The 23059-nt window shown below is 68.2% G+C and carries 25 protein-coding genes; 13 read left to right on the top strand and 12 right to left on the bottom strand.

Annotated elements, in window-relative coordinates; all coding sequences use genetic code 11:
• The first annotated feature begins 3 nt into the window (after positions 1-3).
• Positions 4-1341: a peptidoglycan DD-metalloendopeptidase family protein gene (locus JL100_RS16795; protein ID WP_228420759.1), complete on the top strand. Its 1338-nt coding sequence runs from the start codon at positions 4-6 to the stop codon at positions 1339-1341.
• Here JL100_RS16795 and JL100_RS16790 read toward each other — a convergent pair.
• Positions 1298-2173: an ATP-binding protein gene (locus tag JL100_RS16790; protein WP_202678585.1), complete on the bottom strand. Its 876-nt coding sequence runs from the start codon at positions 2171-2173 to the stop codon at positions 1298-1300. The two genes, JL100_RS16795 and JL100_RS16790, sit on opposite strands and share 44 nt — an antisense overlap.
• A 227-nt stretch (positions 2174-2400) precedes the next feature.
• Between JL100_RS16790 and yajC the strand changes: the two genes are divergently transcribed.
• From yajC to JL100_RS16770, 4 genes are read left to right on the top strand one after another with little or no spacing between them, the layout of a single operon-like run.
• On the top strand, positions 2401-2853 hold the full coding sequence (yajC, locus tag JL100_RS16785; RefSeq protein WP_202678584.1) for a preprotein translocase subunit YajC: 453 nt from the start codon (positions 2401-2403) through the stop codon (positions 2851-2853).
• Positions 2854-2882: 29 nt separating this feature from the next.
• Positions 2883-4457 carry a protein translocase subunit SecD gene (gene secD, locus JL100_RS16780; protein WP_202678583.1) on the top strand — a complete coding sequence of 525 codons (1575 nt, stop codon included), beginning with the start codon at positions 2883-2885 and terminating at the stop codon, positions 4455-4457.
• A gap of 12 nt (positions 4458-4469) precedes the next feature.
• Positions 4470-5414 (top strand): protein translocase subunit SecF, encoded by a 945-nt coding sequence (gene secF / locus JL100_RS16775; protein WP_202678582.1) that lies wholly within the window; start codon positions 4470-4472, stop codon positions 5412-5414.
• Between the two features lie 31 nt (positions 5415-5445).
• A complete protein-coding gene (locus JL100_RS16770) occupies positions 5446-5820 on the top strand; it encodes an Mth938-like domain-containing protein (protein ID WP_202678581.1) in 375 nt (124 codons plus the stop codon).
• Positions 5821-5886: 66 nt separating this feature from the next.
• Here the strand turns inward: JL100_RS16770 and JL100_RS16765 are convergent, their stop codons facing one another.
• The 4 genes from JL100_RS16765 to JL100_RS16750 all read right to left on the bottom strand — a co-directional run bounded on the left by JL100_RS16765 (position 5887) and on the right by JL100_RS16750 (position 9624).
• The gene (locus JL100_RS16765) at positions 5887-6486 is read right to left on the bottom strand and encodes a superoxide dismutase (RefSeq protein WP_158045992.1); all 600 of its coding nucleotides are present in this window, start codon (positions 6484-6486) and stop codon (positions 5887-5889) included.
• 69 nt (positions 6487-6555) lie between these two features.
• On the bottom strand, positions 6556-7884 hold the full coding sequence (gene hpnE / locus JL100_RS16760; RefSeq protein ID WP_202678580.1) for a hydroxysqualene dehydroxylase HpnE: 1329 nt from the start codon (positions 7882-7884) through the stop codon (positions 6556-6558).
• Between the two features lie 7 nt (positions 7885-7891).
• Positions 7892-8755 (bottom strand): presqualene diphosphate synthase HpnD, encoded by an 864-nt coding sequence (gene hpnD, locus JL100_RS16755; RefSeq protein ID WP_202678579.1) that lies wholly within the window; start codon positions 8753-8755, stop codon positions 7892-7894.
• Positions 8752-9624, bottom strand: coding sequence for a squalene/phytoene synthase family protein (locus JL100_RS16750; protein WP_202678578.1), 873 nt, complete (start codon positions 9622-9624; stop codon positions 8752-8754). Before JL100_RS16750 ends, hpnD begins: the two co-directional genes overlap by 4 nt.
• Positions 9625-9766: 142 nt before the next feature.
• Between JL100_RS16750 and JL100_RS16745 the strand changes: the two genes are divergently transcribed.
• Positions 9767-10618: a phytoene/squalene synthase family protein gene (locus JL100_RS16745; RefSeq protein ID WP_202678577.1), complete on the top strand. Its 852-nt coding sequence runs from the start codon at positions 9767-9769 to the stop codon at positions 10616-10618.
• Here JL100_RS16745 and JL100_RS16740 read toward each other — a convergent pair.
• Both JL100_RS16740 and trmFO read right to left on the bottom strand, forming a co-directional pair.
• The gene (locus JL100_RS16740; RefSeq protein WP_202678576.1) at positions 10615-11823 is read right to left on the bottom strand and encodes a GAF domain-containing sensor histidine kinase; all 1209 of its coding nucleotides are present in this window, start codon (positions 11821-11823) and stop codon (positions 10615-10617) included. The two genes, JL100_RS16745 and JL100_RS16740, sit on opposite strands and share 4 nt — an antisense overlap.
• A 79-nt stretch (positions 11824-11902) precedes the next feature.
• Positions 11903-13270 (bottom strand): methylenetetrahydrofolate--tRNA-(uracil(54)-C(5))-methyltransferase (FADH(2)-oxidizing) TrmFO, encoded by a 1368-nt coding sequence (trmFO, locus tag JL100_RS16735; protein WP_202678575.1) that lies wholly within the window; start codon positions 13268-13270, stop codon positions 11903-11905.
• A 164-nt stretch (positions 13271-13434) separates the two neighbouring features.
• Between trmFO and JL100_RS16730 the strand changes: the two genes are divergently transcribed.
• Positions 13435-13941 carry a DUF1499 domain-containing protein gene (locus JL100_RS16730; RefSeq protein WP_202678574.1) on the top strand — a complete coding sequence of 169 codons (507 nt, stop codon included), beginning with the start codon at positions 13435-13437 and terminating at the stop codon, positions 13939-13941.
• A gap of 6 nt (positions 13942-13947) precedes the next feature.
• On the opposite strand, the gene JL100_RS16725 is transcribed toward JL100_RS16730, so the two are convergent.
• Positions 13948-14310, bottom strand: a complete 363-nt coding sequence (locus tag JL100_RS16725) for a hypothetical protein (protein ID WP_202678573.1) — start codon at positions 14308-14310, stop codon at positions 13948-13950.
• 85 nt (positions 14311-14395) lie between these two features.
• Here JL100_RS16725 and JL100_RS16720 point away from each other — a divergent pair, with 85 nt between their 5' ends.
• On the top strand, positions 14396-14809 hold the full coding sequence (locus tag JL100_RS16720; protein WP_202678572.1) for a DUF3574 domain-containing protein: 414 nt from the start codon (positions 14396-14398) through the stop codon (positions 14807-14809).
• A gap of 18 nt (positions 14810-14827) precedes the next feature.
• Here JL100_RS16720 and metW read toward each other — a convergent pair whose 3' ends face one another.
• Complete coding sequence (gene metW, locus JL100_RS16715; protein WP_202678571.1) at positions 14828-15487, bottom strand: methionine biosynthesis protein MetW; 660 nt, start codon at positions 15485-15487, stop codon at positions 14828-14830.
• The gene (metX, locus tag JL100_RS16710; RefSeq protein ID WP_202678570.1) at positions 15484-16704 is read right to left on the bottom strand and encodes a homoserine O-acetyltransferase MetX; all 1221 of its coding nucleotides are present in this window, start codon (positions 16702-16704) and stop codon (positions 15484-15486) included. Before metX ends, metW begins: the two co-directional genes overlap by 4 nt.
• A 180-nt stretch (positions 16705-16884) precedes the next feature.
• Between metX and JL100_RS16705 the strand changes: the two genes are divergently transcribed.
• The 3 genes from JL100_RS16705 (at position 16885) to JL100_RS16695 (ending at position 19869) form a co-directional block, all read left to right on the top strand.
• A complete protein-coding gene (locus JL100_RS16705) occupies positions 16885-17760 on the top strand; it encodes a chorismate mutase (RefSeq protein ID WP_202678569.1) in 876 nt (291 codons plus the stop codon).
• Positions 17761-17830: 70 nt separating this feature from the next.
• Positions 17831-18952, top strand: coding sequence for a histidinol-phosphate transaminase (gene hisC, locus JL100_RS16700; protein WP_202678568.1), 1122 nt, complete (start codon positions 17831-17833; stop codon positions 18950-18952).
• Positions 18949-19869 (top strand): prephenate/arogenate dehydrogenase family protein, encoded by a 921-nt coding sequence (locus JL100_RS16695; protein WP_202678567.1) that lies wholly within the window; start codon positions 18949-18951, stop codon positions 19867-19869. The genes hisC and JL100_RS16695 overlap by 4 nt, the downstream gene beginning before the upstream one ends.
• 3 nt (positions 19870-19872) lie before the next feature.
• Here JL100_RS16695 and JL100_RS16690 read toward each other — a convergent pair whose 3' ends face one another.
• Positions 19873-20904, bottom strand: coding sequence for a DUF2125 domain-containing protein (locus tag JL100_RS16690; protein ID WP_202678566.1), 1032 nt, complete (start codon positions 20902-20904; stop codon positions 19873-19875).
• A 119-nt stretch (positions 20905-21023) separates the two neighbouring features.
• Between JL100_RS16690 and JL100_RS16685 the strand changes: the two genes are divergently transcribed.
• Complete coding sequence (locus JL100_RS16685) at positions 21024-21710, top strand: gamma-glutamylcyclotransferase (RefSeq protein ID WP_228420758.1); 687 nt, start codon at positions 21024-21026, stop codon at positions 21708-21710.
• Between the two features lie 232 nt (positions 21711-21942).
• The gene (locus JL100_RS16680; protein WP_202678565.1) at positions 21943-22263 is read left to right on the top strand and encodes a DMT family transporter; all 321 of its coding nucleotides are present in this window, start codon (positions 21943-21945) and stop codon (positions 22261-22263) included.
• A 49-nt stretch (positions 22264-22312) separates the two neighbouring features.
• Here the strand turns inward: JL100_RS16680 and aqpZ are convergent, their stop codons facing one another.
• Positions 22313-23050, bottom strand: a complete 738-nt coding sequence (gene aqpZ / locus JL100_RS16675; protein ID WP_202678564.1) for an aquaporin Z — start codon at positions 23048-23050, stop codon at positions 22313-22315.
• Positions 23051-23059 lie beyond the last annotated feature (9 nt).

The raw sequence follows: 23059 nt of genomic DNA, 5'->3' as shown, positions 1-23059 counted from the left end.
GCCATGGGACCGGGAAAACGTCTGGCCCTGGTCGCCGCCCTCGCCATCGCTGGCTGTACGCGCACCGATGCGCCTGCTCCCGTGTCGATCTACCAGGAACAGCCGGTGCCTTCGGCGCCGGGCATGATCACGGTCGCGCGGGGCGAGAACGTCTACGCGATCGCGCGCCGGTACAATGTGCCGATGCGCGAGGTGATCGAGCTCAACGGCCTGAAGCCGCCATACGGCTTGGCCGTCGGCCAGCGGCTGCGCCTGCCTACAGCCCGGTTCTACACCGTGAAGCGTGGCGATACGATTTCCAGCATCTCGCGCATGCATCAGGTCGGCATGTCCGAACTGGCGCGCACCAACGGGCTGAAGGAGCCCTTCGCCATCAAGGTGGGCCAGCAGCTCCAGCTGCCGGGGGGGCCGTCATCCACCATGGTCGCCAGGGCGCCGGCCGGGGATGCGGGGCAACCGGCCCCGATGGGTGCGGACCGGCCGCCGGAAGCGGCGCCGCGCCCGACCGTCTCGGCACGGGCGCTGCCGCCTCCGGTGGTCGAGCCGGTGCCGCAACCGGCGCCCCAGCCGCAGTATCCACCCTATACGCCGCGTCCCGGATACGGCGCCGTCCAGTCCGGTCCTTTGCCGACGCCGGCCCCGGAATCGGTTCCCGCCCCGCCGGTCCTGGCAGCCCCCGTTCCGGCCGAGACCGTTCCGGCCGAGCCCGTTCCGGTCCGCCCAGTTCCGGAACCGGCGCCGGGCAGCCAGGTCGCCGCCTCGGAACCCCCGCCCGCGCCGGCGGCCAGGCCGGTGCCGCGGGTCCCGGTCAAGCCGGCCCAGGCCGCTCCCGCTCCCCCGCCGCCCGCGGCGGTTACTCCCCCCGTGGCGGCGGCCCGCCCGCCCGCCATCGAAACGCCGGAACCGCGCAGTTCCGGCCGCTTCCAATGGCCGGTCCGGGGGACCATCCTGTCGGAATTCGGACCCAAGCCGGGCGGCCTACACAATGACGGGTTGAACATCAGCGCGCCGAAGGGTTCCGCCGTCGTGGCGGCGGAGAACGGCGTGGTGGCCTATGCCGGCAACGAGCTGCGCGGCTTCGGCAACCTGCTGCTGATCCGGCACGCCGACGGCTGGATGAGCGCCTACGCCCACCTGGACGAGATGCTGGTGGATCGCGGCGCCACGGTGAAGCGCGGGCAGAAGATCGGCACCGTCGGCAGCACCGGCAACGTCTCCTCCCCGCAGCTCCATTTCGAACTGCGCAAGTCCAACCGGGCGATGGACCCTCGCGACCACCTCTCCGGCGAGCGGCGCGTCAGTCGAGATGCTTCTCCAGACGGCCGGCCAGGTCCTGGATGAACTGCCAGGCGACGCGGCCCGACCGGCTGCCGCGGGTCATCGACCATTCGATCGCCTCCGCCCGAAGCTGGTCCCGGGCCATGTCGAGCCCGAAACGATCGGCGTAGCCCTCGACCATCGCGAAGAAGGTCTGCTGGTCGCAGTTGTGGAAGCCAAGCCACAGGCCGAAGCGATCCGACAGCGACACCTTCTCCTCCACCGATTCGTGGGGATTGATCGCGGTCGAGCGCTCGTTCTCGATCATGTCCCGCGACATCAGGTGGCGCCGGTTGGACGTGGCGTAGAACACGACGTTCGCCGGCCGGCCCTCGATCCCGCCGTCCAGCACCGCCTTCAGCGACTTGTAGGCGGCGTCGTCATGGTCGAACGACAGGTCGTCGCAGAACAGCACGAAGCGGCGCTTCGAGGCGCGCAGCAGGTTCAGCAGTTCGGGCAGGGACGGGATGTCCTCCCGGTGGATCTCCACCAGGGCCAGGACGCCCGGCATCTCCTCGGATACCGTCGCATGGACGGCCTTCACCAGCGAGCTCTTGCCCATGCCGCGCGCGCCCCACAGCAGCGCGTTGTTGGCCGGCAGCCCGCCCGCGAAGCGGCGGGTGTTCTCCAGCAAGGTGTCGCGCTGGCGCATGACGCCCTGGAGGAGCGGCAGTTCCACCCGGTTGACCTGGGGCACCGGGACGAGGCGTCGGCCCTCGGCGTGCCAGGTGAAGGCGTCGGCCCCGGACAGGTCCGGCGACGGCGCCGGCGGCGGGGCGAGGCGATCGAGCGCGTCCGCGATTCGGGCGAGAAGGACGGGCAGGGATGTATCGTCTTTGTCTGAAGCTGTTTGCACTGACCGGGAACCTGACTACATATGCGGTAGGAATGTGGAGCCCGGCCGGCCCGATCGGGCCGCATGGGCGGCAAACCCTAGCATAGCTCGGGCACAGCACAAGACGGGTCGGTCATCCTGAAAGGACTTCCGGACGGATCGCCAGTCTTGGCCGGTTTCGATTGCAACCCGGGCGCGGGCCGTTATAGTCCCGCGGTCCGCCAAGAATATAACGAGAGGAGCACCGGATGTTCGTATCAACGGCCTATGCACAGGCCGCGGATGGGGCGGGAGCGGCTGGCCTGATGTCGTTTCTGCCGCTGATCCTGATCTTCGTCGTCTTCTATTTCCTGCTGATCCGTCCGCAGCAAAAGAAGCTGAAGGAGCATAAGAGCATGCTCGAGGCGCTGCGCCGCGGCGACCGTGTCGTCACCGGCGGCGGCATCATCGGCACCATCACGAAGGTCGGCACCGACGACGAACTGGTGGTCGAGATCGCCGAGGGCGTCCGCGTCCGCGTGCTTCGCTCCACGATCAACCTGGTGCTCGCGAAGACCGAACCCGCCAAGGGCGGCCGGACCGCGACCGCCGCGACGGGCGACGATAACGATGTCGCATCCGCCGAGACGACCGTCGAGCCGGTGCAGGACAACACAACCGGGCCGTCCCGCGGTTTCGGCAAGATGTTCGGCCGCAAGTAATCAGACGAAGAGGCAGGTATCGGCAAGCCATGGTTCATTTCGCCAAGTGGAAGATCGTCCTGGTCATCCTCGTGTGTGTCCTGGGGGTGATCTACGCAGCTCCAAACCTGCTCGCACGATCGACCGTGGAGGAAATGGGCCAGGGCCTGCCGAGCTGGCTGCCCACCCGGACCATCAATCTGGGCCTCGACCTCCAGGGCGGCTCCCACCTGCTGCTCGAGGTGGAGGTCGACACCGTCATCACCGAACGTCTCAACGGCCTGGTGGACAGCGCCCGCACGGCCCTGCGGGAAGCCCGGATCGGCTACACCGACCTGGGCGTCCAGGACGGGGCCGTGACCTTCACCGTGCGCGATGCGGCGGATCGGGAACGGGCTTACCAGCTGGCCCGGGGGCTCGACAGCGACCTCGCGGTGGAAACCGGCGAGGCGGGCCGGATCAACGCCCGCCTGACTGAGGTAGCGGTGGAGGCGCGCAAGCGGTCGGCGGTCGACCAGTCGATCGAGATCATCCGCCGCCGCATCGACGAGACCGGCACCCGCGAGCCGACCATCCAGCGCCAGGGCGAGGACCGCATCCTGGTCCAGCTTCCCGGCCTGCAGGATCCCGAGCGGGTCAAGCGCCTGATCGGCCAGACCGCCAAGCTGAATTTCCGTTTCGTCGACCAGTCGGTCAGCGCCTCCGACGCGGCCGCCCGCCGACTCCCGGCGGGGACCGAGCTTCTGCCGTCGGCGGAGGTGCCGGGGCAGACCTATGTCGTCAATCGCCGGGTGATCGTCGGCGGCGACACGCTGGTCGACGCCCAGCCGTCCTTCCAGAACGGCGAGCCGGTCGTCAGCTTCAAGTTCGATTCGGTCGGCGCCCGCCGGTTCGGCGACGCCACGCGCGACAATGTCGGCCGCCCCTTCGCGATCGTGCTGGACGAGAGAGTGATCAGCGCGCCGGTCATCCGGGAACCGATCCTGGGCGGAAGCGGCGTGATCTCCGGCAATTTCACGGTCCAGGCCGCCCAGGATCTGGCGCTGCTGCTGCGCGCCGGCGCGCTGCCCGCTCCGCTCACGATCCTGGAGGAGCGGACCGTCGGCCCGGGCCTCGGCGCCGACAGCATCGAGGCCGGCAAGATCGCCAGCCTGCTGGGGCTGCTGCTGGTCGTGATCTTCATGGGCGCGGCCTATGGGCTGTTCGGTCTGATGGCCAACGTGGCGCTCCTGTTCAACATCGCCCTGATCCTGGCGGCCCTGTCGATCCTCCAGGCGACGCTGACGCTTCCCGGCATCGCCGGCATCGTGCTGACCATCGGCATGGCGGTCGATGCGAACGTGCTGATCTTCGAGCGGATCCGCGAGGAGATGCAGAATGGCCGAAGCCCGGTCGCGGCGATCGATGCCGGCTACAGCCGTGCGCTGACCACGATCATCGACAGCAACCTGACCACCCTGATCGCGGCGCTGCTGCTGTTCAGCCTGGGCTCCGGCCCGGTCAAGGGGTTCGCGGTGACCCTCGCGATCGGCATCCTGACCTCCATGTTCACCGCGATCATGGTCACCCGCCTGATGGTGGTCACCTGGCTGCGCCGCACCCGGCCGCGCGCCATCCCGATTTAAGGCGGAATTCCGATGCGCCCGATACGTCTCGTTCCCGACAATACCCAGATCGATTTCATCGGCCGCCGGCTGATCGCCTTCGCCCTTTCCGGGCTGCTGGTGCTGGGCTCGATCGTCATGATCGCCACCCAGGGGCTGAATTTCGGCATCGATTTCCGCGGCGGCATCCTGATCGAGGTGCGCACGGAGGGGCCGGCGGACATCGCTTCCATGCGGAATACCCTGTCCGGCCTCGGCATAGGGCAGGCGACCCTGCAGGAGTTCGGCGGCCCGCGCGACGTCATGATCCGCATTCCGCACCAGGAGGGCGGCGAGGCGGCCCAGATGGCGGCGATCGAGCAGGTGCGCGGCGCCCTGGGGCCGGGCGTGGAGTACCGCAGGACCGAGTTCGTCGGGCCGCAGGTCGGCGACGAACTGATCCGGGCCGGCATCCTTGCCGTGGTGCTGGCGATCGGCGGCATCCTCGCCTATGTGTCGTTCCGGTTCGAATGGCAGTTCGGCGTGGCCGCGGTCGCGGCGCTGACCCATGACGTGATCGCCACCGTCGGCCTGTTCGCGCTGACCCAGATGGAATTCAGCCTGAGCACCGTCGCCGCGGTGCTGACGGTCGCCGGCTATTCGATCAACGACACGGTCGTCGTGTTCGACCGGGTGCGTGAGGATCTGCGGCGGCACAAGTCCACCGCTCTCCCGGTATTGCTGAACACCGCGATCAACCAGACTCTCGCCCGCACGCTGATCACCAGCGGCACCACGCTGCTGGCGGTGCTGGCGCTGGTGCTGTTCGGCGGCGAAGTGATCCGCGGCTTCAGCCTCGCCCTGATCTGGGGCATCGGTATCGGGACTTACTCGTCGATCTGCGTCGCCGTCCCGCTGCTGCTGTACCTCAATGTCCGCCGCGGCCGGTCCGGCGGCGCCGGCAGGAAGGACCAGCCGGCCGCCGCGGGCAACGCCTGAGCACGGGCGAACGGAACCGAAAGAGACGACCATGGATGTGACGCCGCTGATTCCAGCAGACCGTCAGGTCATCGACTCCTATGGCCCGGGCATCTTCCGGGTCAGCGGGACCCTGTACGAGGGGCCGGTGCTGGTGTTTCCCGACCGTACCCAGGGATGGGAAACCGGAAGCTTCGCCGAACTGACGGTCGAGAGCTTCAGCGTCATCCGCGGCGCGCAGCCGGCGGTCGAGATCCTTCTGCTCGGCTCCGGCCCCAAGATGGGCCTGCTGCCGTCGAAGCTCCGCCGCGAACTGCGCGAGGCCGGCATCGTCGTGGACGTGATGGAGACGGGTGCCGCCTGCCGCACCTACAACGTGCTCCTGTCAGAGGAACGCCGCGTCGCCGCGGCCCTCCTGCCGGTCTGACGATACCGGCCTTCCACGCATGAAAAAAGGGGCCCGCCGGGCCCCTTCTTCCGTCGGCAGGACCGGTCAGGCCTTGCTGTACAGTTCGGCGACGAATTCCCAGTTCACCATGTTGTCCAGGTACGCCTTGAGGTAATCGGCGCGCCGGTTCTGGTAGTCCAGGTAGTAGGAGTGCTCCCACACGTCGCAGCCGAGCAGGGCGGTCTGGCCGTGGACCAGCGGGTTCTCGCCGTTGGGGGTCTTGGTAACCTTCAGCTTGCCGCCGTCGACCACCAGCCAAGCCCAGCCGCTGCCGAACTGCGTCATGCCGGCCTGGGTGAAGGCTTCCTTGAACTGGTCGATACCGCCCAGATCTTCCTTGATCTTGGCTTCCAGTTCGCCCGGAATGGCGCCGCCGCCACCCTTCTTCATCATCTGCCAGAACAGCGTGTGGTTCCAGTGCTGCCCGGCATTGTTGAAGATGGTCTGCTTGGACGAGTCGCCGTAGGACGCCTTGCAGATCTCCTCAAGCGACTTGTCCGCCAGGGGGGTGTCCTTGATCAGGTTGTTGAGGGTGGTGACGTAGGCCTGATGATGCTTGTCGTGGTGGAACTGCAGCGTCTGCGCCGACATGTAGGGATCGAGCGCATCGTACGCGTACGGCAGCGGGGGAAGTTCAAAGGCCATCGGTTCCTCATTTCGTTTTTTCGGGACACATGCCGCGGCGAAGGGTCGCCGGGGCAAATTTGCTTGAGGCTACGCCCGTTGAGATATGTCGAGCGGGCGCCGTTGTGAAGCCTGCATCGCGGTCCGCGCCGGCCTTTCGGCCGATGAAGAGTCTAACACCCGTGCGGCGGCCTTGTTTCCTGACCGTATCGCCCCTTCGATGGTCGCCGGAAGCCCGGTCGCGGTCCAGTCCCCGGCCAGTGACATGTTCGACAGGTCTGTCGCGGGGCCGGGGCGGCGCTCCGAGTCGGCTGGGGTCTGGCGGAAGGTGGCCCGTTTCTCCTTGATGATGCGGGCGGGCGGCATCGCCGGACCCAGGCCGCAAGCGGTCGCGACGTCGCGCCACAGCAAGGCTGCCAGCTCCTCGGCCGGCCGGTCCATCAGCCGGTCGGCGGCGCTCACGGTGACCGACACGACGTCGTCCCGGGAGAACAGCCATTCCGCCGTCCCGCCGATCAGCCCCAGGAAGAGCTTTCCGCCCGGAAGCGCTGCCGGGCGGTCGAGCCGGTAGTGGGCGTTCAGGATGGCCGTGTGCGCCTCCGGTACCGTCAATCCGGGCAGCAGTTCGGCGGCGCCGGCCGGCGGCAGGGCGAGCACCACCGCGTCGCCCGGCAGCAGTTCGACCGTTTCGCCGGCGAATTCCAGGGCCGTGACCCGCCCATTTTCGGTCACGAGTCGCCGCAGCCGCGCCTTCAGCCTCAGGTCGCAGCCCCGCGCCGCCAGAAAGGCCAGCGCCGGATCGACGAAGGTGTCGGTCAGGCCCCGCGCGGCGACGAAGGGCCTGCAGGCGGCCCCGCCGCGCAGAAAGGTCTCGGCCACGACGGCGCCCATCAGGCGTGCCGACCCGCGGTCCGGCGCGATGTTCAGCGCCGCGACCGCCAGCGGCTCCCACAGGCGACGGTAGAGCACCGATCGCGGGTCCAGGCAGTCCGCCACCGTCGCGTGCCCGGGCGCCCGAAGCAGCTTGGCCAGCGCCAGGTAGTCGCGCAGGCGCGTGCCGGGTACCCGGCGGCCGGGTACCAGCATCCACCAGGGCAGGGGACCGGCGTTGGGCCGCAGCGCCCACCGTTCCCCCGTGCCAAGGTCCAGGAAGGGGAACTCCGCCGGGTCCGCAGCGGCGACCAGCCGATCGCGGGCGCCGATCCGGTCGAGCAGCGCGAACACGGCGCGGTTGCCGCCCAGCAGCAGGTGGTTGCCGTTGTCGATCGTCCGATCCAGCACGCCGTCGTGCAGGGACCGGCAGCGGCCTCCCGCCTGTCCGGCAGCCTCGTGGAGGATCACGTGGCGTCCGCTGCCGGCCAGGGCTACGGCGGCGGCGAGGCCGGCCATGCCGGCGCCGACGACATGGACGGTGCTCATGGCGGCGTCAACTCCGGGGTGGCCGTCCGACCATGCAGCGCAGCGTCACCCAGGCCTTCTCCGTCCGGGGCAGGTGCGGCCGTCTTCCCACGTCGTGCCAGCCCCTCGCCCGCAGCCGCTCCAGCATGCGCCGGTACAGCATCATCATGGCCCGGGCCGCCCACAGCCGGCGCCTCGGCCAGCCTGCCATCAGGCGGTCGGCCTCGGCGAACCGGGCTTCCGCCATGTCCGCCAGCGCGTCGCATGCCTTGCCCAGGTTGGGGTGGCGCAGCACCTCCGCCGGATCGGTCGCGGTGATGCCGGCGCGGACCAGAAGCTCGCGCGGGAGATAGAGGCGTCCGATCGATGCGTCCTCCTCCAGGTCGCGCAGGATGTTGGTCATCTGGAGCGCGTCGCCGACGGCCAGCGCGAAGGCCTCGGTCTCGGCGTCGGCCCGGTCGAACACCCGGATCGTCAGCAGCCCGACCGCGCCGGCGACCCGCCGGCAATAGACGCGGAGCGTATCGAGCGGCGGCGCCCGCAGGGGAGTGCCCAGGTCCATCGCCATGCCGTCGATCACCGCTTCCAGCTCGCCGCGAGGCAGATGGTAGCGGGCGATGGCGTCGGCGAGGCCGGCGGCGACCGGCCCGACCGGCGCCCCGCCCAGATAGAGGGAGCGGATCTGTTCCCGCCACGCGGCCAGCGCCGCGCGCTTCTCCTCCACCGGCCCCGGCTCGTCGACGATGTCGTCGACCTGCCGGCAAAAGGCATAGATCGCGAACATGGCGGCGCGCTTGCGCCGGGGCAGCAGCAGCATGGGCCAGAAGAAGGTCGTGCCGGACTTCCCCGCGATCTCTCCCGGGGCGGCGGAATCGGCCATCTGTGCAGTCATCTGGTGCTCAGTCCGGCCACGATGCCCTGGAACGTCGCGACCACCCTGGCGGGCGTGGTCAGCTTGACCCGGCGGGCCAGCGGGTCCTGCCGGCGGAGCTGCCGCGACAGCGCCCGCGCGAGGCTGAGGATCACGGCGCTTTCCAGACGGAGCCCGCGATGGACGACCAGGCCGGGAAGCGGCGCCGCGCGCTCCAGAAGCTTGTCCACCTCGTCCAGGGTGCGGTCCAGGATCGCTCGCAACTGGTCGTTCGAGCTGCGCTCGACCAGCCGTTCCGGGCTGACCTTCGACTGCTCGAACCAGATCCGGGGGATATAGCAGCGGCCCAGGTCGACCCAGTCCTCCCGGCAGTCCTGGAGATGGTTGAGGATCTGGAGCGCCGCGCACAGCGCGTCCGACGGCCCGACCGCCTTGGCCCCCTCGCCATGGAGATCAAGAAGATAGCGGCCGACCGGCGCCGCCGAATAGCGGCAATAGAGCATCAGGTCGCTCCAGGTCCGGCACGGCGTGTTCTTGGCGTCGCGCCGGAAGGCCTGGAGCACCTGCCGAGCGTGGGTGTCGGGGATGCGCGTCAGCTTCAGGCTGGCGTGCAGGTCCAGCGCGGGCTGGAGATAGGCGCTGTGGGCCTCGCCCTTGACCAGCGCGCGCTCCAGCGCGTCCAGGTGGCTCAGCTTCAGTTCCGGCTCGAGGTCGGGATCGTCCGCGATGTCGTCGCCCAGGCGCACGAAATGATAGAAGGCCATGACGTGCGGGCGGAGGCGTTTCGGCAGCAGCCGCGACGCGACCGGGAAATTCTCCCCGCTCGCGTCCTTTTTCGCCGACGGTTCGGTGCTTCCTGTGGCGGGCGGTGCGATGTTGAACTCGGCCATGGGTGTCCGCGTTGAGCGAGGTCGGGCTACAGGGTCTGGCCGATCAGCCGCGCGAGGCCAATATGTCATGGCGCCAGAGGTCCACTATAGAGCATGTTGGCACTGGTTTCCTTCGTCACGATGCGGCTTCCCTCGAAATTTCATGGCTAACTCCGACGCGGCCCTTTCCTATTGCGGTCAGGAGGTCCGGAAGTACGACAACGACCGGTTCCTGACCTGCCTGTTCGCCCCGCCCGACCGGCGCGAGGCGCTGTTCGCGCTCTACGCCTTCAACCTGGAGATCGCCAAGACCAGGGAGGTGGTGACCGAACCCGTCCTCGGCCAGATCCGGCTCCAGTGGTGGCATGACAGCATCGGCGAGGTCTATGCCGGGGCCGGACGCCGTCACGAGGTGCTGGCACCGCTGGCCGACGCGATCCGCCGCTTCGATTTGACCCGCGCCCATTTCGAGACTCTGATCGATGGCCGGGAAGCCGACCTGTCCGACGAGCCGCCGGCCGACAAGACCTGCCTGGCCAGCTACGCGGAAGTGACTTCGGCTCCGCTGGCCAAGCTCGCGCTGGAGATCCTGGGAGTCCGGGACGCTCCGGCCGCCATAGCGGCCCGCCATGTCGGCATCGCCTGGGCGCTCACCGGCCTGCTGCGCGCGGTGCCCTTCCATGCCCGTGGTCACCGGCTCTACCTGCCCAGGGACGTGCTGGAGCGCCATGGCGTGTCGGAGCGCAGCCTGTTCGACCTGAAACCGCCGGAAGGGTTGAAGGGCGTCGTGTCCGAGGTCGCCGGGATGGCGCGGACCCATCTGGAGGAGGCTCGGGCGTTGCGCGGACAGGTGCCGCGCGCCGGATATCCGGCGCTGCTGACCGCGACCCTTGCCGACATTTACCTGGGCGTCATCGCTAAGGCCGGTAACGACGTCTTCGCCCCCCGCGTCCAAATGCCCAACCCGTTCCGGCAGGCCCGGCTGGCGTGGCGGGCGATGACGGGCAGGTATTAACCGGTCCGGCCGCCCCGCAGCGGCATGGAGAACCTGAAGGTCGTGCCGCATTCCGCCGAGGAGAACGCGTCCATCCGGCCGCCATGGGACTCCGCGATCTGGGAGGCGATGTAAAGGCCGATTCCCAGCCCGTCCCGCGGGGCGGCGGCGACCGAGCGCTGGAACGGCCGGAACAGCTTCGGCAGCATGTCGGCGGGGATGGGCGGTCCCTGGTTGGTGACCGAGAGGACGAAGCTTCCGCCGCCCGTGTCCGCCGAGACATCCACCGGCTGGTCCGATGCGCCGTGGGTCACGGCGTTGGTCAGCAGGTTCGACAGCAGCTGGGCGATCCGGTCCGGGTCGCAGGACACGGTCTCGGAGATGTCGAAGGTGTTGCGGATGCTGCGGTCCGGATGGATCGCCTGCAGCTCCGCGATCACGTGCCGCAGGGTTTGCTCAAGGTTTGGCGCCTCCTCGATATCCAGGGGAATGCCGCCGCCCAGCCGCCCGCGGGCGAAATCGAGCACGTCGCCGACCAGCCGGGAAGCGCGCAGGCTGCTCGCCCGCATATGCTCGACGATCGAGAGCGAGGTCGGATCGAGCGGCCTGCGCAGGAGCAGGTTGGCGCCCGACTCGATGGCGAACAGCGGGTTGCGCAGATCATGGCCGAGCACCGCGATGAACTGCTCGCGCAATTCCGAAGTCTGCTGCTCGTCCAGCAGGTCCGCCTGGGCCCTGAGGTGCCTTTCCTCGGTTTCCAGCTGCATCCCGATAAGCCTGGAGAAGGATTCCATCATTGCGGTGATCCGGGGATCGGAAACCTTTGTCGGCCGGCGGTCTACGGCGCACAGGGTCCCGAAATAATCGCCGTTCACCCTGAAGATCGGATAAGAGATGTAGCTCCTGATGTTGAAAAGCTTCGGCGTGTGATGATCGCAGTAGCGGGGGTCTTCCTCCGCATCGTCGATGATGATGGGAAGGCGGCTGTCCCGCACTTCGCTGCACAGCGTCGTGCTCACGTCGAGTTCGCCCCCGACCCGCAGCCCGAAGCTGATCCTGTCCAGGACAGCGCAGGCCGTCCAGGTGCCCTCCGTGACACGGGCGACCGTCACGAAGCCCATGCCGGTGGTCTCCGCAACCACTTCCAGGATCGATGGCACGGCGCCGATCCTTCCGATCGCCGAAAGGTCGGCCGCGATCATCTGCCGTTCTTCAGGCTTGTCCATCTTCCCGGAATGTTCCTCGACGCGTACCCGTTTCGGATCGGACGGTTGTGAGCCGCTCCACAGATAATACCCTGGGAAATTACTCTGCCGCCTGCCTCGTTCCCAGCCAGCCATCCAGGTCGTTCAGCGCTCGCCTAGTATAGGCCAATTTGCGGTCCCGGCCCTTGACCTTGCCTTCCAGGTCCGGGAACAGGCCGAAATTGACGTTCATCGGCTGGAAGGTCTCTGCGTCGGCACCGCCGGTGATGTGGTTCAGCAGTGCGCCGAGCGCGGTCGTCGCCGGCGGAGCGGCACAGGTTCTGCCCAGCCGCTCGGCCCCGGCGAAGCGGCCGGTCAGCAGCCCGATGGCGGCGGACTCGACGTAACCTTCCACGCCGGTCACCTGACCGGCGAAACGCAGGTTCGGCATCGCCTTCAGGCGCATTTCGCGGTCTAGCAGCTTGGGGCTGTTCAGGAAGGTATTGCGGTGCAGACCTCCCAGGCGCGCGAACTCGGCATTCTCGAGCCCGGGGATCATGCGGAACACCCGGGTCTGGTCGGCATATTTCATCTTGGTCTGGAAGCCGACCAGATTGTAGAGCGTGCCCAGCGCATTGTCCTGCCGAAGCTGGACGATCGCGTGGGAGCGGCCGCCGGTGTGGGGATTGGTCAGGCCGACCGGCTTCATCGGGCCGTAGCGCAGGGTGTCGATGCCGCGGGACGCCATCACCTCGATTGGCAGGCAACCCTCGAAATAGGGGGTGTTCTTCTCCCACTCCTTGAAGTCGGTCTTGGGCGCGTCGAGCAGGGCCTGGATGAAGGCCTCGTACTGCTCCCTGTCCATCGCGCAGTTGATATAGTCCTGGCCGGTGCCGCCGGGGCCGGGCTTGTCGTAGCGCGACTGGAACCACGCCTTGGACAGGTCGATGCTCTCCTTGTAGACGATCGGCGCGATCGCATCGAAGAAGGCCAGGCTCTCCTCGCCGGTCAGTTCCCGGACCGCCTCGGCCAGCGCCGGAGAGGTCAGGGGACCGGTCGCGACGATCACGCTGTCCCAATCGGCAGGCGGCAGGCCGGCGACCTCCTCCCGGACGATGGTGACCAGCGGATGGTTCGCCAGCGCTTCGGAGACGGCGGCCGAGAAACCATCGCGGTCTACCGCCAGCGCGCCGCCCGCCGGCACCTTGTGGGCATCGGCGCAACGCAGGATCAGCGATCCGCAGCGCCGCATTTCCTCGTGCAGGAGGCCGACCGCGTTGTATTCGGCATCGTCGGAGCGGAATGAGTTGGAGCATACCATTTCCGCCAGACCGTCCGTCTGGTGGGCGTCGGTCTTGCGCACGGGGCGCATCTCGTGCAGCACGACCGGGACGCCGGCCGAGGCGATCTGCCAGGCTGCTTCGCTGCCGGCGAGGCCGCCGCCGATGACATGGACGGGGCGGGGGAGGTGCTGCTGCGACGTGCTCATCTGTATGGTGCTTGCCTTCATGGACCAAACTGCGCAAATGGCGCATCCGATGCGGATTGGCAAGGGGCCGGATCGGCCTTGCCCGGCGCCCTCCGCGAAGTTACACCCGTCGCCGGGGCCGTTCCGGGTCCGGACCGCGCTTTTCCATTTCCTCGGGAGCCGACATGTTGAAGTCCGTCGCCAGAGCCTTGCTGGCCGTGATCCTCCTCGCGGCCGTCGGCTGGTATGGCTGGCAGCTCGGACCCTGGGCCGACGGGGCGCCGGGTGAGCGTGCCCTGGCCGATTTCGCGGCTATCGAGCGCGCATCCACCCCGAACCAGTTCCTGGTCGCGCCTCCGGGAACGACTCCGAAGGCCGCGCCGGACGCCGAGAGTCCCGTGTTCCCGGTCCCGGCGGAACGGCTGCGCGACGCCATGCTCGCGCTGGCCGGGGAGGCACCGCGCACGGCCCTGCTGGAACGATCGCCCGACGGAATGCGGATGCTGCTGGTCCAGCGCAGCGCCGTGCTGCGCTTTCCCGACTATATCGACGTCGCGATCCTGCCCGCGGGAGACGGCGGGTCGACTGTCGCCATCTATAGCCGCTCGCGGTTCGGCTATTCCGACATGGGGGTCAACCGTCGGCGGGTCGAGGCATGGCTGGCCGAGCTCAGGCGCCGCGTCGGCGCCTGAGCCGCATCACCGTTGAGGGGGCTGCGCCGTTGGTGGCGTGCCGGTGGACGGGGGAGGGTTGGCCCCTTCGCTCTGGGCCTCTCCGGGTCCGGTCATTTCGGCGGGCGCATCCTCCGCCTGGGGGGTGCCTCCCGGCACGCCGGTATTGCCCTGGCCAGTCAATTCCCGGCTCGGCGCCTCGCCGGAAATGCCTGGAGTCGGGGTGACCGGATCGGTCGTCGTCTGGTCGCCGGGCTGCGGAGCCGTCATCAGGGGCCGTTCGGCCGGATCGTTGCTCGGGTTGGCCGGTGCCTGGGCCGTGGTCTGGGCCAAGGCGGCCGGAGACGCGAAAGCGAGTGACAGGATGGCGGCGAAGACGTACATGCGCATAAGGGCTTTCCTCCGGCAGATTCCGTATGAACAACAGCCGATGTCCGCGTACATTCCCTGGAGGTCACGTGACGGAGGACAGGCGATGCGGAACCGGGTGATGTCGGTGGCGCTGGCGGGTGCCCTGCTCGGCGGCTGCGCCGGCCCTATGGCGACCGGCTGCGGCCCCGGCGCGAATCCCGGCCTCGTGGCGGAAGTCGTGTTCGGGCGCAACATCGGGGACAGCCTGGGCGTGACCGACGCCGACTGGAGCCGCTTTCTGGACGAGGAGGTGACGCCGCGCTTCCCCGACGGCCTTACGGTCCTGGATGCCGGAGGCCAGTGGCGGGACACCGGCAACGGCACCATCGTGCGGGAGCCGAGCAAGGTTCTGGTGGTCGTCCTGTCCGATGCGGCCCGGGACCGTCCCCGTGTCGCGGAGGTCGCCGACGCCTACAAGCGGCGCTTCGACCAACAGTCCGTGCTGACCATGACACGCCCGGCCTGCGTCAGCTTCTGATCAGGGCGTCCGCCCGAATCAACCCTGCCTGCCGTTCCGGCGCAGCATGAAGACGCCCTGCTCGCCGAAGAAGTTGGCGATGCCGTCGGCCGATGCCAGGCGCGTAGGGCGGTTGTCGCGACCGAGGATCACGCTGCGGTCGATCGTGATGTCCAGCCGGTCGCACAGGCTGGTGAAGTCCTTGATCGTGCAGAAATGGATGTTCGGCGTCTCGTACCATTCATAGCCCAGCCGCTCCGTCACCGGCATGCGGCCGAGCCACAGCAGCGCCATGCGGATCCGCCAGTAGCCGAAATTCGGGAACGAGACGATGGCCCGGTCGCCGATCCGAACCAGTTCCTCCAGCACGGTGCGGGGCGCCCGCATTGCCTGCAGGGTCTGGCTGAGGATGACATAGTCGAAGGCGCCGCTCGGATAGTCCTTCAGGTCCGTCTCGGCGTCGCCCTGGATCACCGACAGGCCGTGGCTGACGCAGGTATGCACCCCGTCCATGCTCAGCTCGATCCCCCGGCCGTCCACGCCCTTTTCGTGGACCAGGAAATCGAGCAGCGCGCCGTCGCCGCAGCCGATGTCCAGCACCCGGCTGCCCGGCTCGACCATGTCGGCGATCAGCTTGAGGTCGAGGCGGATCGTTCCGGAACGGCGGTTCCGGGAGGAGGTGTCGTCGAGCGGGCTCATGCCGTGGCCGCCCGCCGCCTGGTCAGGCCCCTGTGCTCGGCGCAGCCGTCCAGGAAGCCCCGCACCACTTGGTGGAATTCCGGCTCGTCCAGCAGGAAGGCGTCGTGCCCCTTGTCGGTAGCGACCTCGACGAAGCTGACGTTGGCTGCCACCGCGTTCAGCGCGTGGACGACGGCCCGGGATTCTGTGGTCGGGAACAGCCAGTCGCTGGAGAACGAGGTCAGGCAGAACCGTACCGGCGTCGGGCCGTCCTTGTACCGGAAGGCGTTGGCAAGGACGCCGCCATGCTCCGCCGCCAGGTCGAAATAATCCATCGCCCGGGTGATATACAGGTACGAGTTGGCGTCGAACCGGTCGACGAAGGTGATGCCCTGGTGCCTCAGATAGCTCTCCACCTGGAAGTCGGCGTCGAAACCGTAGGTCACCGCCTGCCGGTTCTGCAGGTTGCGGCCGAACTTGCGGTGAAGCGCCGCCTCCGACAGGTAGGTGATGTGCGCGGCCATGCGCGCCACCGCGAGCCCGCGGTGCGGCCGCATCCCCTGGTTCAGGTAGTCGCCGCCGCACCAGTCCGGATCGGCCATGATCGCCTGCCGCCCGACCTCGTGGAAGGCGATGTTCTGGGCCGAATGGCGGGCGGCGGTCGCGATCGGAAGCGCCGCGAAGACATGGTCCGGATAGCTGACCGCCCATTGCAGCACCTGCATGCCGCCCATGGACCCGCCGACCACGCAGAACAGCTTGTCGATGCCGAGATGGTCGACCAGCAGCTTCTGCGCCCGCACCATGTCGGCGATCGTGATGACCGGGAAGCCCAGGCCATAAGGCTTGCCGGTCGCGGGATCGGTCTCGGCCGGGCCGATGCTGCCCATGCAGCCGCCGATCACGTTGGAGCAGATGACGAAATATCGGTTGGTGTCGATCGGCCGCCCGGGGCCGACCAGCATGCTCCACCACCCGGGCTTGCCCGAGACTGGATGGTAGTCGGTCACGAAATGGTCGCCGGTCAGCGCATGGCAGACCATCACCGCGTTCGACCTGTCCGCGTTCAGCGTCCCGAAGGTGCTGTAGGCAACGGTGAAGTTCGCCAGCTCGACGCCGCAGTCCAGCCGCATCGGCCGGTCGGCCCCCAGCACGACCCGCCGGTTCGTCCCCTCCGAAACGGAACCGGCAGCCTCGGCGACGCCCGGCGGCTGGCGAAACGGAATGGACGCGTTCATCGGTCGGGCGAACCTGCTTCGAAAGGGTAGGGGCAAAGCTGCTGGCCAGGAAGCCGCATAGCTACGGAGCAAGCCATGGGGGTGTCAACGTTTTCTTTGATTTTGCCAAGGGTCGAGACTACTACTATCCGGCTGCGTTGACCGCTCCGTCCACTCCCTGACCGGCAAGATCTGAAGTCCATGTCCTCACCAACGCCATCGCTTGATGAACTGCGTCGCGAGATCGATGAAATCGATGACAAGATCCATGATCTGATCATGCGTCGCGCCCAGGTGGTGGAACTGGTCGGCATCGCCAAGCGGCCGGACAACCAGATCGTCCGGCCCGGGCGCGAAGCCACGATCCTGCGCCGACTCGCCGCACGCCATACCGGACCCTTCCCGATGCAGGTGGTGGCCCGGCTGTGGCGGGAGATGATCGCGACCTTCTCCCGCATCCAGGGCCCGTTCGCCATCGCGGTCTACGCGCCGGAGGACCGGCGCGGATTCTGGGACGTCGCCCGCGACCACTACGGCAGCTCGATCCCGATGACGGCGGTCAACACGCCGGCCGCGGCGATCCGCGCCGTCGCCGACGGTACCGCGACGGTCGGCGTGGTGCCCATGCCGGAGGAGGACGACCACGATCCCTGGTGGCGTTACCTGATGAACCAGGACTCCAAGACCCCGCGGGTGGTCGCCAGCCTGCCGTTCTGCGGCCGCGGCAATGCCCGCGGCGACGACCGGGACGCGCTCGCCATAGCCTTGATCCAGCACGAGCGCACCGGCGACGACCGAACGCTGCTGGGCATCGAGCTGACCGAGGACCGCAGCCGCGGGCGCCTGAAGGAGGCGCTGGAGGCCGCCGGCCTGACCACCGTCAGCTTCCGGAGCTGGACCGGCCGGGAAACCGGCGGCGGCCCGCTCCATCTGGTCGAGGTCGCCGACTATGTGGATCTTCAGGACAAGCGGCTGGCCGCCTTCGCGGCCAACATGGGCGATATCCTGCTGCGGACGACGCCGATCGGCGGCTATGCGGTGCCGCTCGGAAGTTCCGCCGACCCCAAGAAGCTCTGATTCCCGAGAAGCTTCGGCTTCTGGACCGTCGCTCCCCTCTGTCTGATTTCATCAGGAAAGTAGCGTTGCCATGTCTGCTCCGGCTCCCCGTCCCGGAATCCTCGACATTTCCCCCTATGTCGGCGGCGAGGCCCATGCTCCCGGTGTCGACCGGCTGATCCGCCTCGCGTCCAACGAAGGTGCGCTCGGCCCGAGCCCGCGCGCGATGGAGGCTTACCGGGCGGCGGCTGAGGAACTGCACCGGTATCCCGACGGTGGATCGACGGCGCTGCGCGACGGGCTGGCCCGGCTCTACGGGCTCGATGCCGCTCGGATCGTCTGCGGCACCGGCTCGGACGAGCTGCTGGGGCTGCTGACCCGCGCCTATGCCGGTCCGGGCGACGAGGTGCTGTACAGCGCGCATGGCTTCCTGATGTACCCGATCTCCGCCAGGTCGGTCGGCGCCGCGCCTGTCGCGGCGCCCGAGAAGGGGTTGAAAGCCGACGTGGACGCGCTGCTGGCCCACGTGACCGAGCGCACGAAGATCCTGTTCATCGCCAACCCGAACAACCCGACCGGCAGCTTCCTGACCGCTGACGAGATGCGTCGCCTGCACGCGGGCCTGCCCGAGCATGTGGTGCTGGTGATCGACGCGGCGTACGCCGAGTATGTCGACCGCCCCGACTACACCGCTGGGGTCGAGCTGGTGGAGGAGTTCGGCAATGTCGTGATGACCCGGACCTTCTCGAAGATCTACGCGCTGGGCGGCCTGCGCCTGGGCTGGGCCTACTGCCCGCCGGCCATCGCCGACGTGCTGAACCGGGTGCGCGGGCCCTTCAACGTGAACTCCGCCGCCCAGATCGCCGGCGTCGCCGCGGTCGAGGATACGGCCTTCATCGAGGAGTCGCGCCGTCACAACGAGATCTGGCGCGAGTGGCTGGGAGCCCGGCTGACCGAGCTGGGGCTAGAGGTCCATCCCAGCATCGCGAACTTCGTCCTGGTCTCCTTCGCCAACCGGTCCCTGGACGGCGATCGGGCGGACGGCAACCAGGCGGCCGAAGCCGCCCGGCAGTTCCTGAAGGCGCGCGGCATCCTGGTGCGCCAGATGGGGGGATACGGGCTGCCGCACTGCCTGCGCATGTCGATCGGCACGGAGGAGGAAATGCGGGCCGTGGTCGATGCCGTCGCCGCTTTCCTGAAGGGGGAGGCATGAACGCGACCGACATCGCCGAAGTGCGGGCCGGGACCGGCGCGCCGCTGTTCGACCGGGTCGCCTTCATCGGCATCGGCCTGATCGGCTCGTCCATGGCGCGGGCGCTGGCCCGGGACGGCATGGCGCGCGAGATCGTCTGCAGTGCCCGCAGCCAGGCCACCTGCGACAAGGCGCTGGAACTGGGGCTGGTTTCCCACGCGAGCACCGACGCCGTCGCGGTCGTGAAGGACGCCGACTTGGTGGTGCTGTGCGCCCCCGTCGGCGCCTATGCCGACATAGCGCCGGTGATCGGCCCGCATTGCCGGCCCGGAGCGATCGTGACCGACGTGGGCTCCGTCAAGCAGGCGGTGATCCGCGACGTGGCCCCCCATCTGCCGGAAGGCGTCCATCTCGTCCCCGGCCATCCCGTGGCGGGCACCGAGCATTCCGGTCCGGAAGCGGGCTTCGCCGAATTGTTCGAGAACCGCTGGTGCATCCTGACGCCGCCGCCCGGAGCCAACGAGCAGGCGGTCGCCAAGGTCGCGGAGATGTGGCGCCGCTTCGGTTCCAACCTGGAGTTCATGGAGGCCTCGCACCATGACAAGGTGCTGGCCATCACGTCGCACCTTCCACACCTGATCGCCTATACCATCGTCGGCACCGCGACCGACCTGGAGGAGGACACCAAGTCCGAGGTGATCAAGTTCTCGGCCGGCGGCTTCCGCGACTTCACCCGAATCGCCGCCAGCGATCCGGTGATGTGGCGGGACGTGTTCCTCAACAACCGCGAAGCCGTGCTGGAGATCATCCAGCGCTTCAACGAGGATCTGACGGCGCTCCAGCGCGCGATCCGCTGGGGCGAGGGCGACAAGCTGGAAGAGTTGTTCACCCGCACCCGGGCGATCCGCCGCGGCGTTATCGACGCCAAGCAGGCCTGAGTCTCACTCCCACGCGACCCGGGGAATCCTCAGCAGGCGGATCGGGCCAAAATAGAGCCAGCCGTCCTGCGCCGTCAGCGACGCCTCGACGATCGGCTGGTTGTCGGGCGTCGACCGGCGGGAGAGCAGGGTCAGCGCCATCTTCGCCATGGCGGCGTCGCCGGGCCGCACCATGCCGGCCGTGGCGAGGCTGTCCATGGTCGGGTTGACGCCCTCCACCGTCGCGCTGATCGCCCCGATCGGCTGGAGGTCGCCGTCGAACGCCAGCGTTCCCTGGCCGGCGATGCGGAGCGGGCCCCAGTCCAGCGTCAGCGAATCCACGTCGATCGTGCCGCCGCTCTCGCTCCAGGCGGCGATGGCCGGCCGGCCGAGGCGATCGGGAAGAGCGCCCTTGATGCGGGCGCTGACGGCCGCCGTCTCGATGTCTCCCTCCAGCGGGGTCTTGACCGACGGCGGCGGCCGGACGCCTGTCAGTCGGGCGTCGATCGACAGCGCCGTCGCGGCATGGTCGGCGGGCGGCGTTTCCGGGAACGCCGCGGCCAGTTCCGCCCGGCCCAGGCTCGCCTGCTGCCCGTCGGGCAGCGTCACCGTCGACCGGCCGAGATCGACCGTCATCCGGCGCACGGCCCCGGAAAGCTCCAGGTCCACGGTCCCCTTCGCCCCGGCGGGAGCGTCGATGGCGAGTGCCGGCTCGCTGCCCTCCTGGACCAATCCGGCCTGATGGCTGCCCGGCAACTCGACGCCGATGGCGAGCGGGTACCAGGGGCGCGCGCGGGCGATCACCGCCGGCCCCCGCCATTGAAGCCCGTCCGCCCGGCGGATCGACACGTCGGCGGCGCTCGCCGTCAGGGACAGGGGAAACCCGGAGATTTCCAGGTCGCGATATTCGATCAGCGCCGCTTCGGCGCGCTGCTGCGCGACCCAGTCGGCGATGCCGTCGCGAACCCGCCCGGCGAGGTAGAACCACCACGCCGTGTAGCCCGCGGCTACGAGGCCAAGCAGGATGACCGAGAAGATGAGCGGCTTGGCGCGCATGGGGAAAGCCTTGAACGGTTGGGCGGCTGACTTATAGCCGGTTGTGCCGTTGAAGGTCGAGGGGCGCCTTGATGTGTGATATCGTGGCATCGACGCCGAGGAGACACTATCTGACGACCATGTCTGCCGAAGATTCATTCCGCGATACGGTCGCGGAGGACGCCTCCGAGACCCACGTCCCCTCCTTGCCGGAGCCCGCCGCCTGTACCGGCGAACCGCTCATGGTCTTCGCTTCCCCGGCGGCGCGGTCGTTTCCCAAGATCATGGTTCCGCCCGATACGGACCTGTGGGTGTTCGGCTACGGCTCGCTGATGTGGAACCCGGAATTTCCATTCGCGGAGCGCCGTATGGCGCTGCTGCGGGGTTATCACCGCAGGTTCTGCGTCTATTCCCACCGCTACCGCGGTACGCCCGACCGGCCCGGCCTCGTGCTGGGACTTGATCGCGGCGGGTCCTGCCGCGGCATGGTCTTCAGGGTCGAGGCGGCCCAGGTGGACAGGACGCTCGATTACCTGTGGGACCGGGAGATGGTCAGCGGCGTCTATCACCCGAAGCTGCTCCGGGTCCGGACCAAGGGCGGCAACGTCAGCGCCTGCACCTTCGTCGCCGATCGGAACCACCGGCAATATTGCGGCGATATGTGCGTCTCCGACGTGGTCCGGCATATCCGGCAGGGAGTCGGCGAGCGCGGCCCGAACCTGGACTATCTGGCGAACACCGTGGGCCACCTGCGCGAACTGGGCATGGCGGACCGGGGGCTGGAAAGGCTCCTGACCGATGTGCAGGGATTGATGTGTAGGGATTGATGCACTGCCAAAGAATGTAGGTCGGGTAGAGCGAAGCGGCACCCGACATCAACACTCCGGCTTTTGTCGGGTGCCGCTTCGCTCTACCCGACCTACATTCATCGATCACGTCTACTTCACTTAAGCTTGACTTCCTGCCTGGACAGTATAAATAACTTCTACGCGGGGACGACCCCGCGTTTTCCATTCTTAAAGGCCGGGACGACCCAGCCACGGACTCGGGAGGTCTGTGATGGCTTGGGTTCTGTTGTTCCTCGCCGGCATCTTCGAAATCGGTTGGGCCCTCGGCCTGAAGCAGACGGCCGGTTTCACGCGCCTCGTCCCGTCGCTGCTGACTGCTGGCAGCATGGTGATCAGCCTCGGCCTGCTCGGCCTTGCGCTGCGCACCCTTCCCCTCGGGACGGCCTATGCGATCTGGACCGGCATCGGCACCGTGGGAACCGTCATCGCCGGTATCGCGATCCACGGCGAACCTGCGGGCGCCCTGCGGCTGGGCTGCGTCGCCCTGATCGTCACCGGCATCGTCGGATTGAAACTGGTTTCAACCCCTTGAGCGCCCTGGCCGGAGGAGGCGGCTCGCCGCCCCCTCCTGATCCATCGCCTCAGCGTGCCGGCTCGCCCGTGATCGCGGGCTTCACGACCGTCTCCTCAGCCGACAGCATGCGGTAGGCGATGCCGCCAAGCACGCCGCCGATCAACGGCGCCACCCAGAAGAACCAAAGCTGTTGCAGCGCCACGCCGCCCATGATCAGCGCCGGGCCGGTGCTGCGTGCCGGATTGACGCTGGTGTTGGTGACCGGGATGCTGATCAGGTGGATCAGGGTAAGCGCCAGTCCGATCGCGAGAGGGGCGAAGCCGGCCGGAGCCCTGGTGTCGGTCGAACCGAGGATCACGATCAGGAAGCCGAACGTCAGGATGATCTCGATCAGCATTCCCGACGCCATGGTATAGCCGCCGGGCGAAGCCGCGCCGAAGCCATTCGCGGCCAGTCCGTTGACCGCGAGGCTGTAGTCGGCCTTGCCGCTGGCGACCACGTACAGGGCGATGGCCGCCACGATCGCGCCGGCGATCTGCGCGACGATGTAGGGCAGGATATCCTTCGTAGGGAAGCGCTTGGCCGCCCACAGGCCGATGGTCACGGCCGGGTTGAGGTGGCAGCCGCTGATATGGCCGATCGAGTAGGCCATGGTCAGCACCGTCAGGCCGAAGGCCAGCGATACGCCGACCAGCCCGATTCCGACCTCCGGGAACGCGGCGGCCAGCACGGCGCTTCCGCACCCACCGAAGACCAGCCAGAATGTGCCGAGGAACTCTGCGGAAGTGCGCCGAAACTGCGACATTGAAACTCT

The organism is Skermanella mucosa (assembly GCF_016765655.2).
Classification (GTDB): domain Bacteria; phylum Pseudomonadota; class Alphaproteobacteria; order Azospirillales; family Azospirillaceae; genus Skermanella; species Skermanella mucosa.
This window is presented reverse-complemented; position numbering and strand designations above follow the sequence as displayed.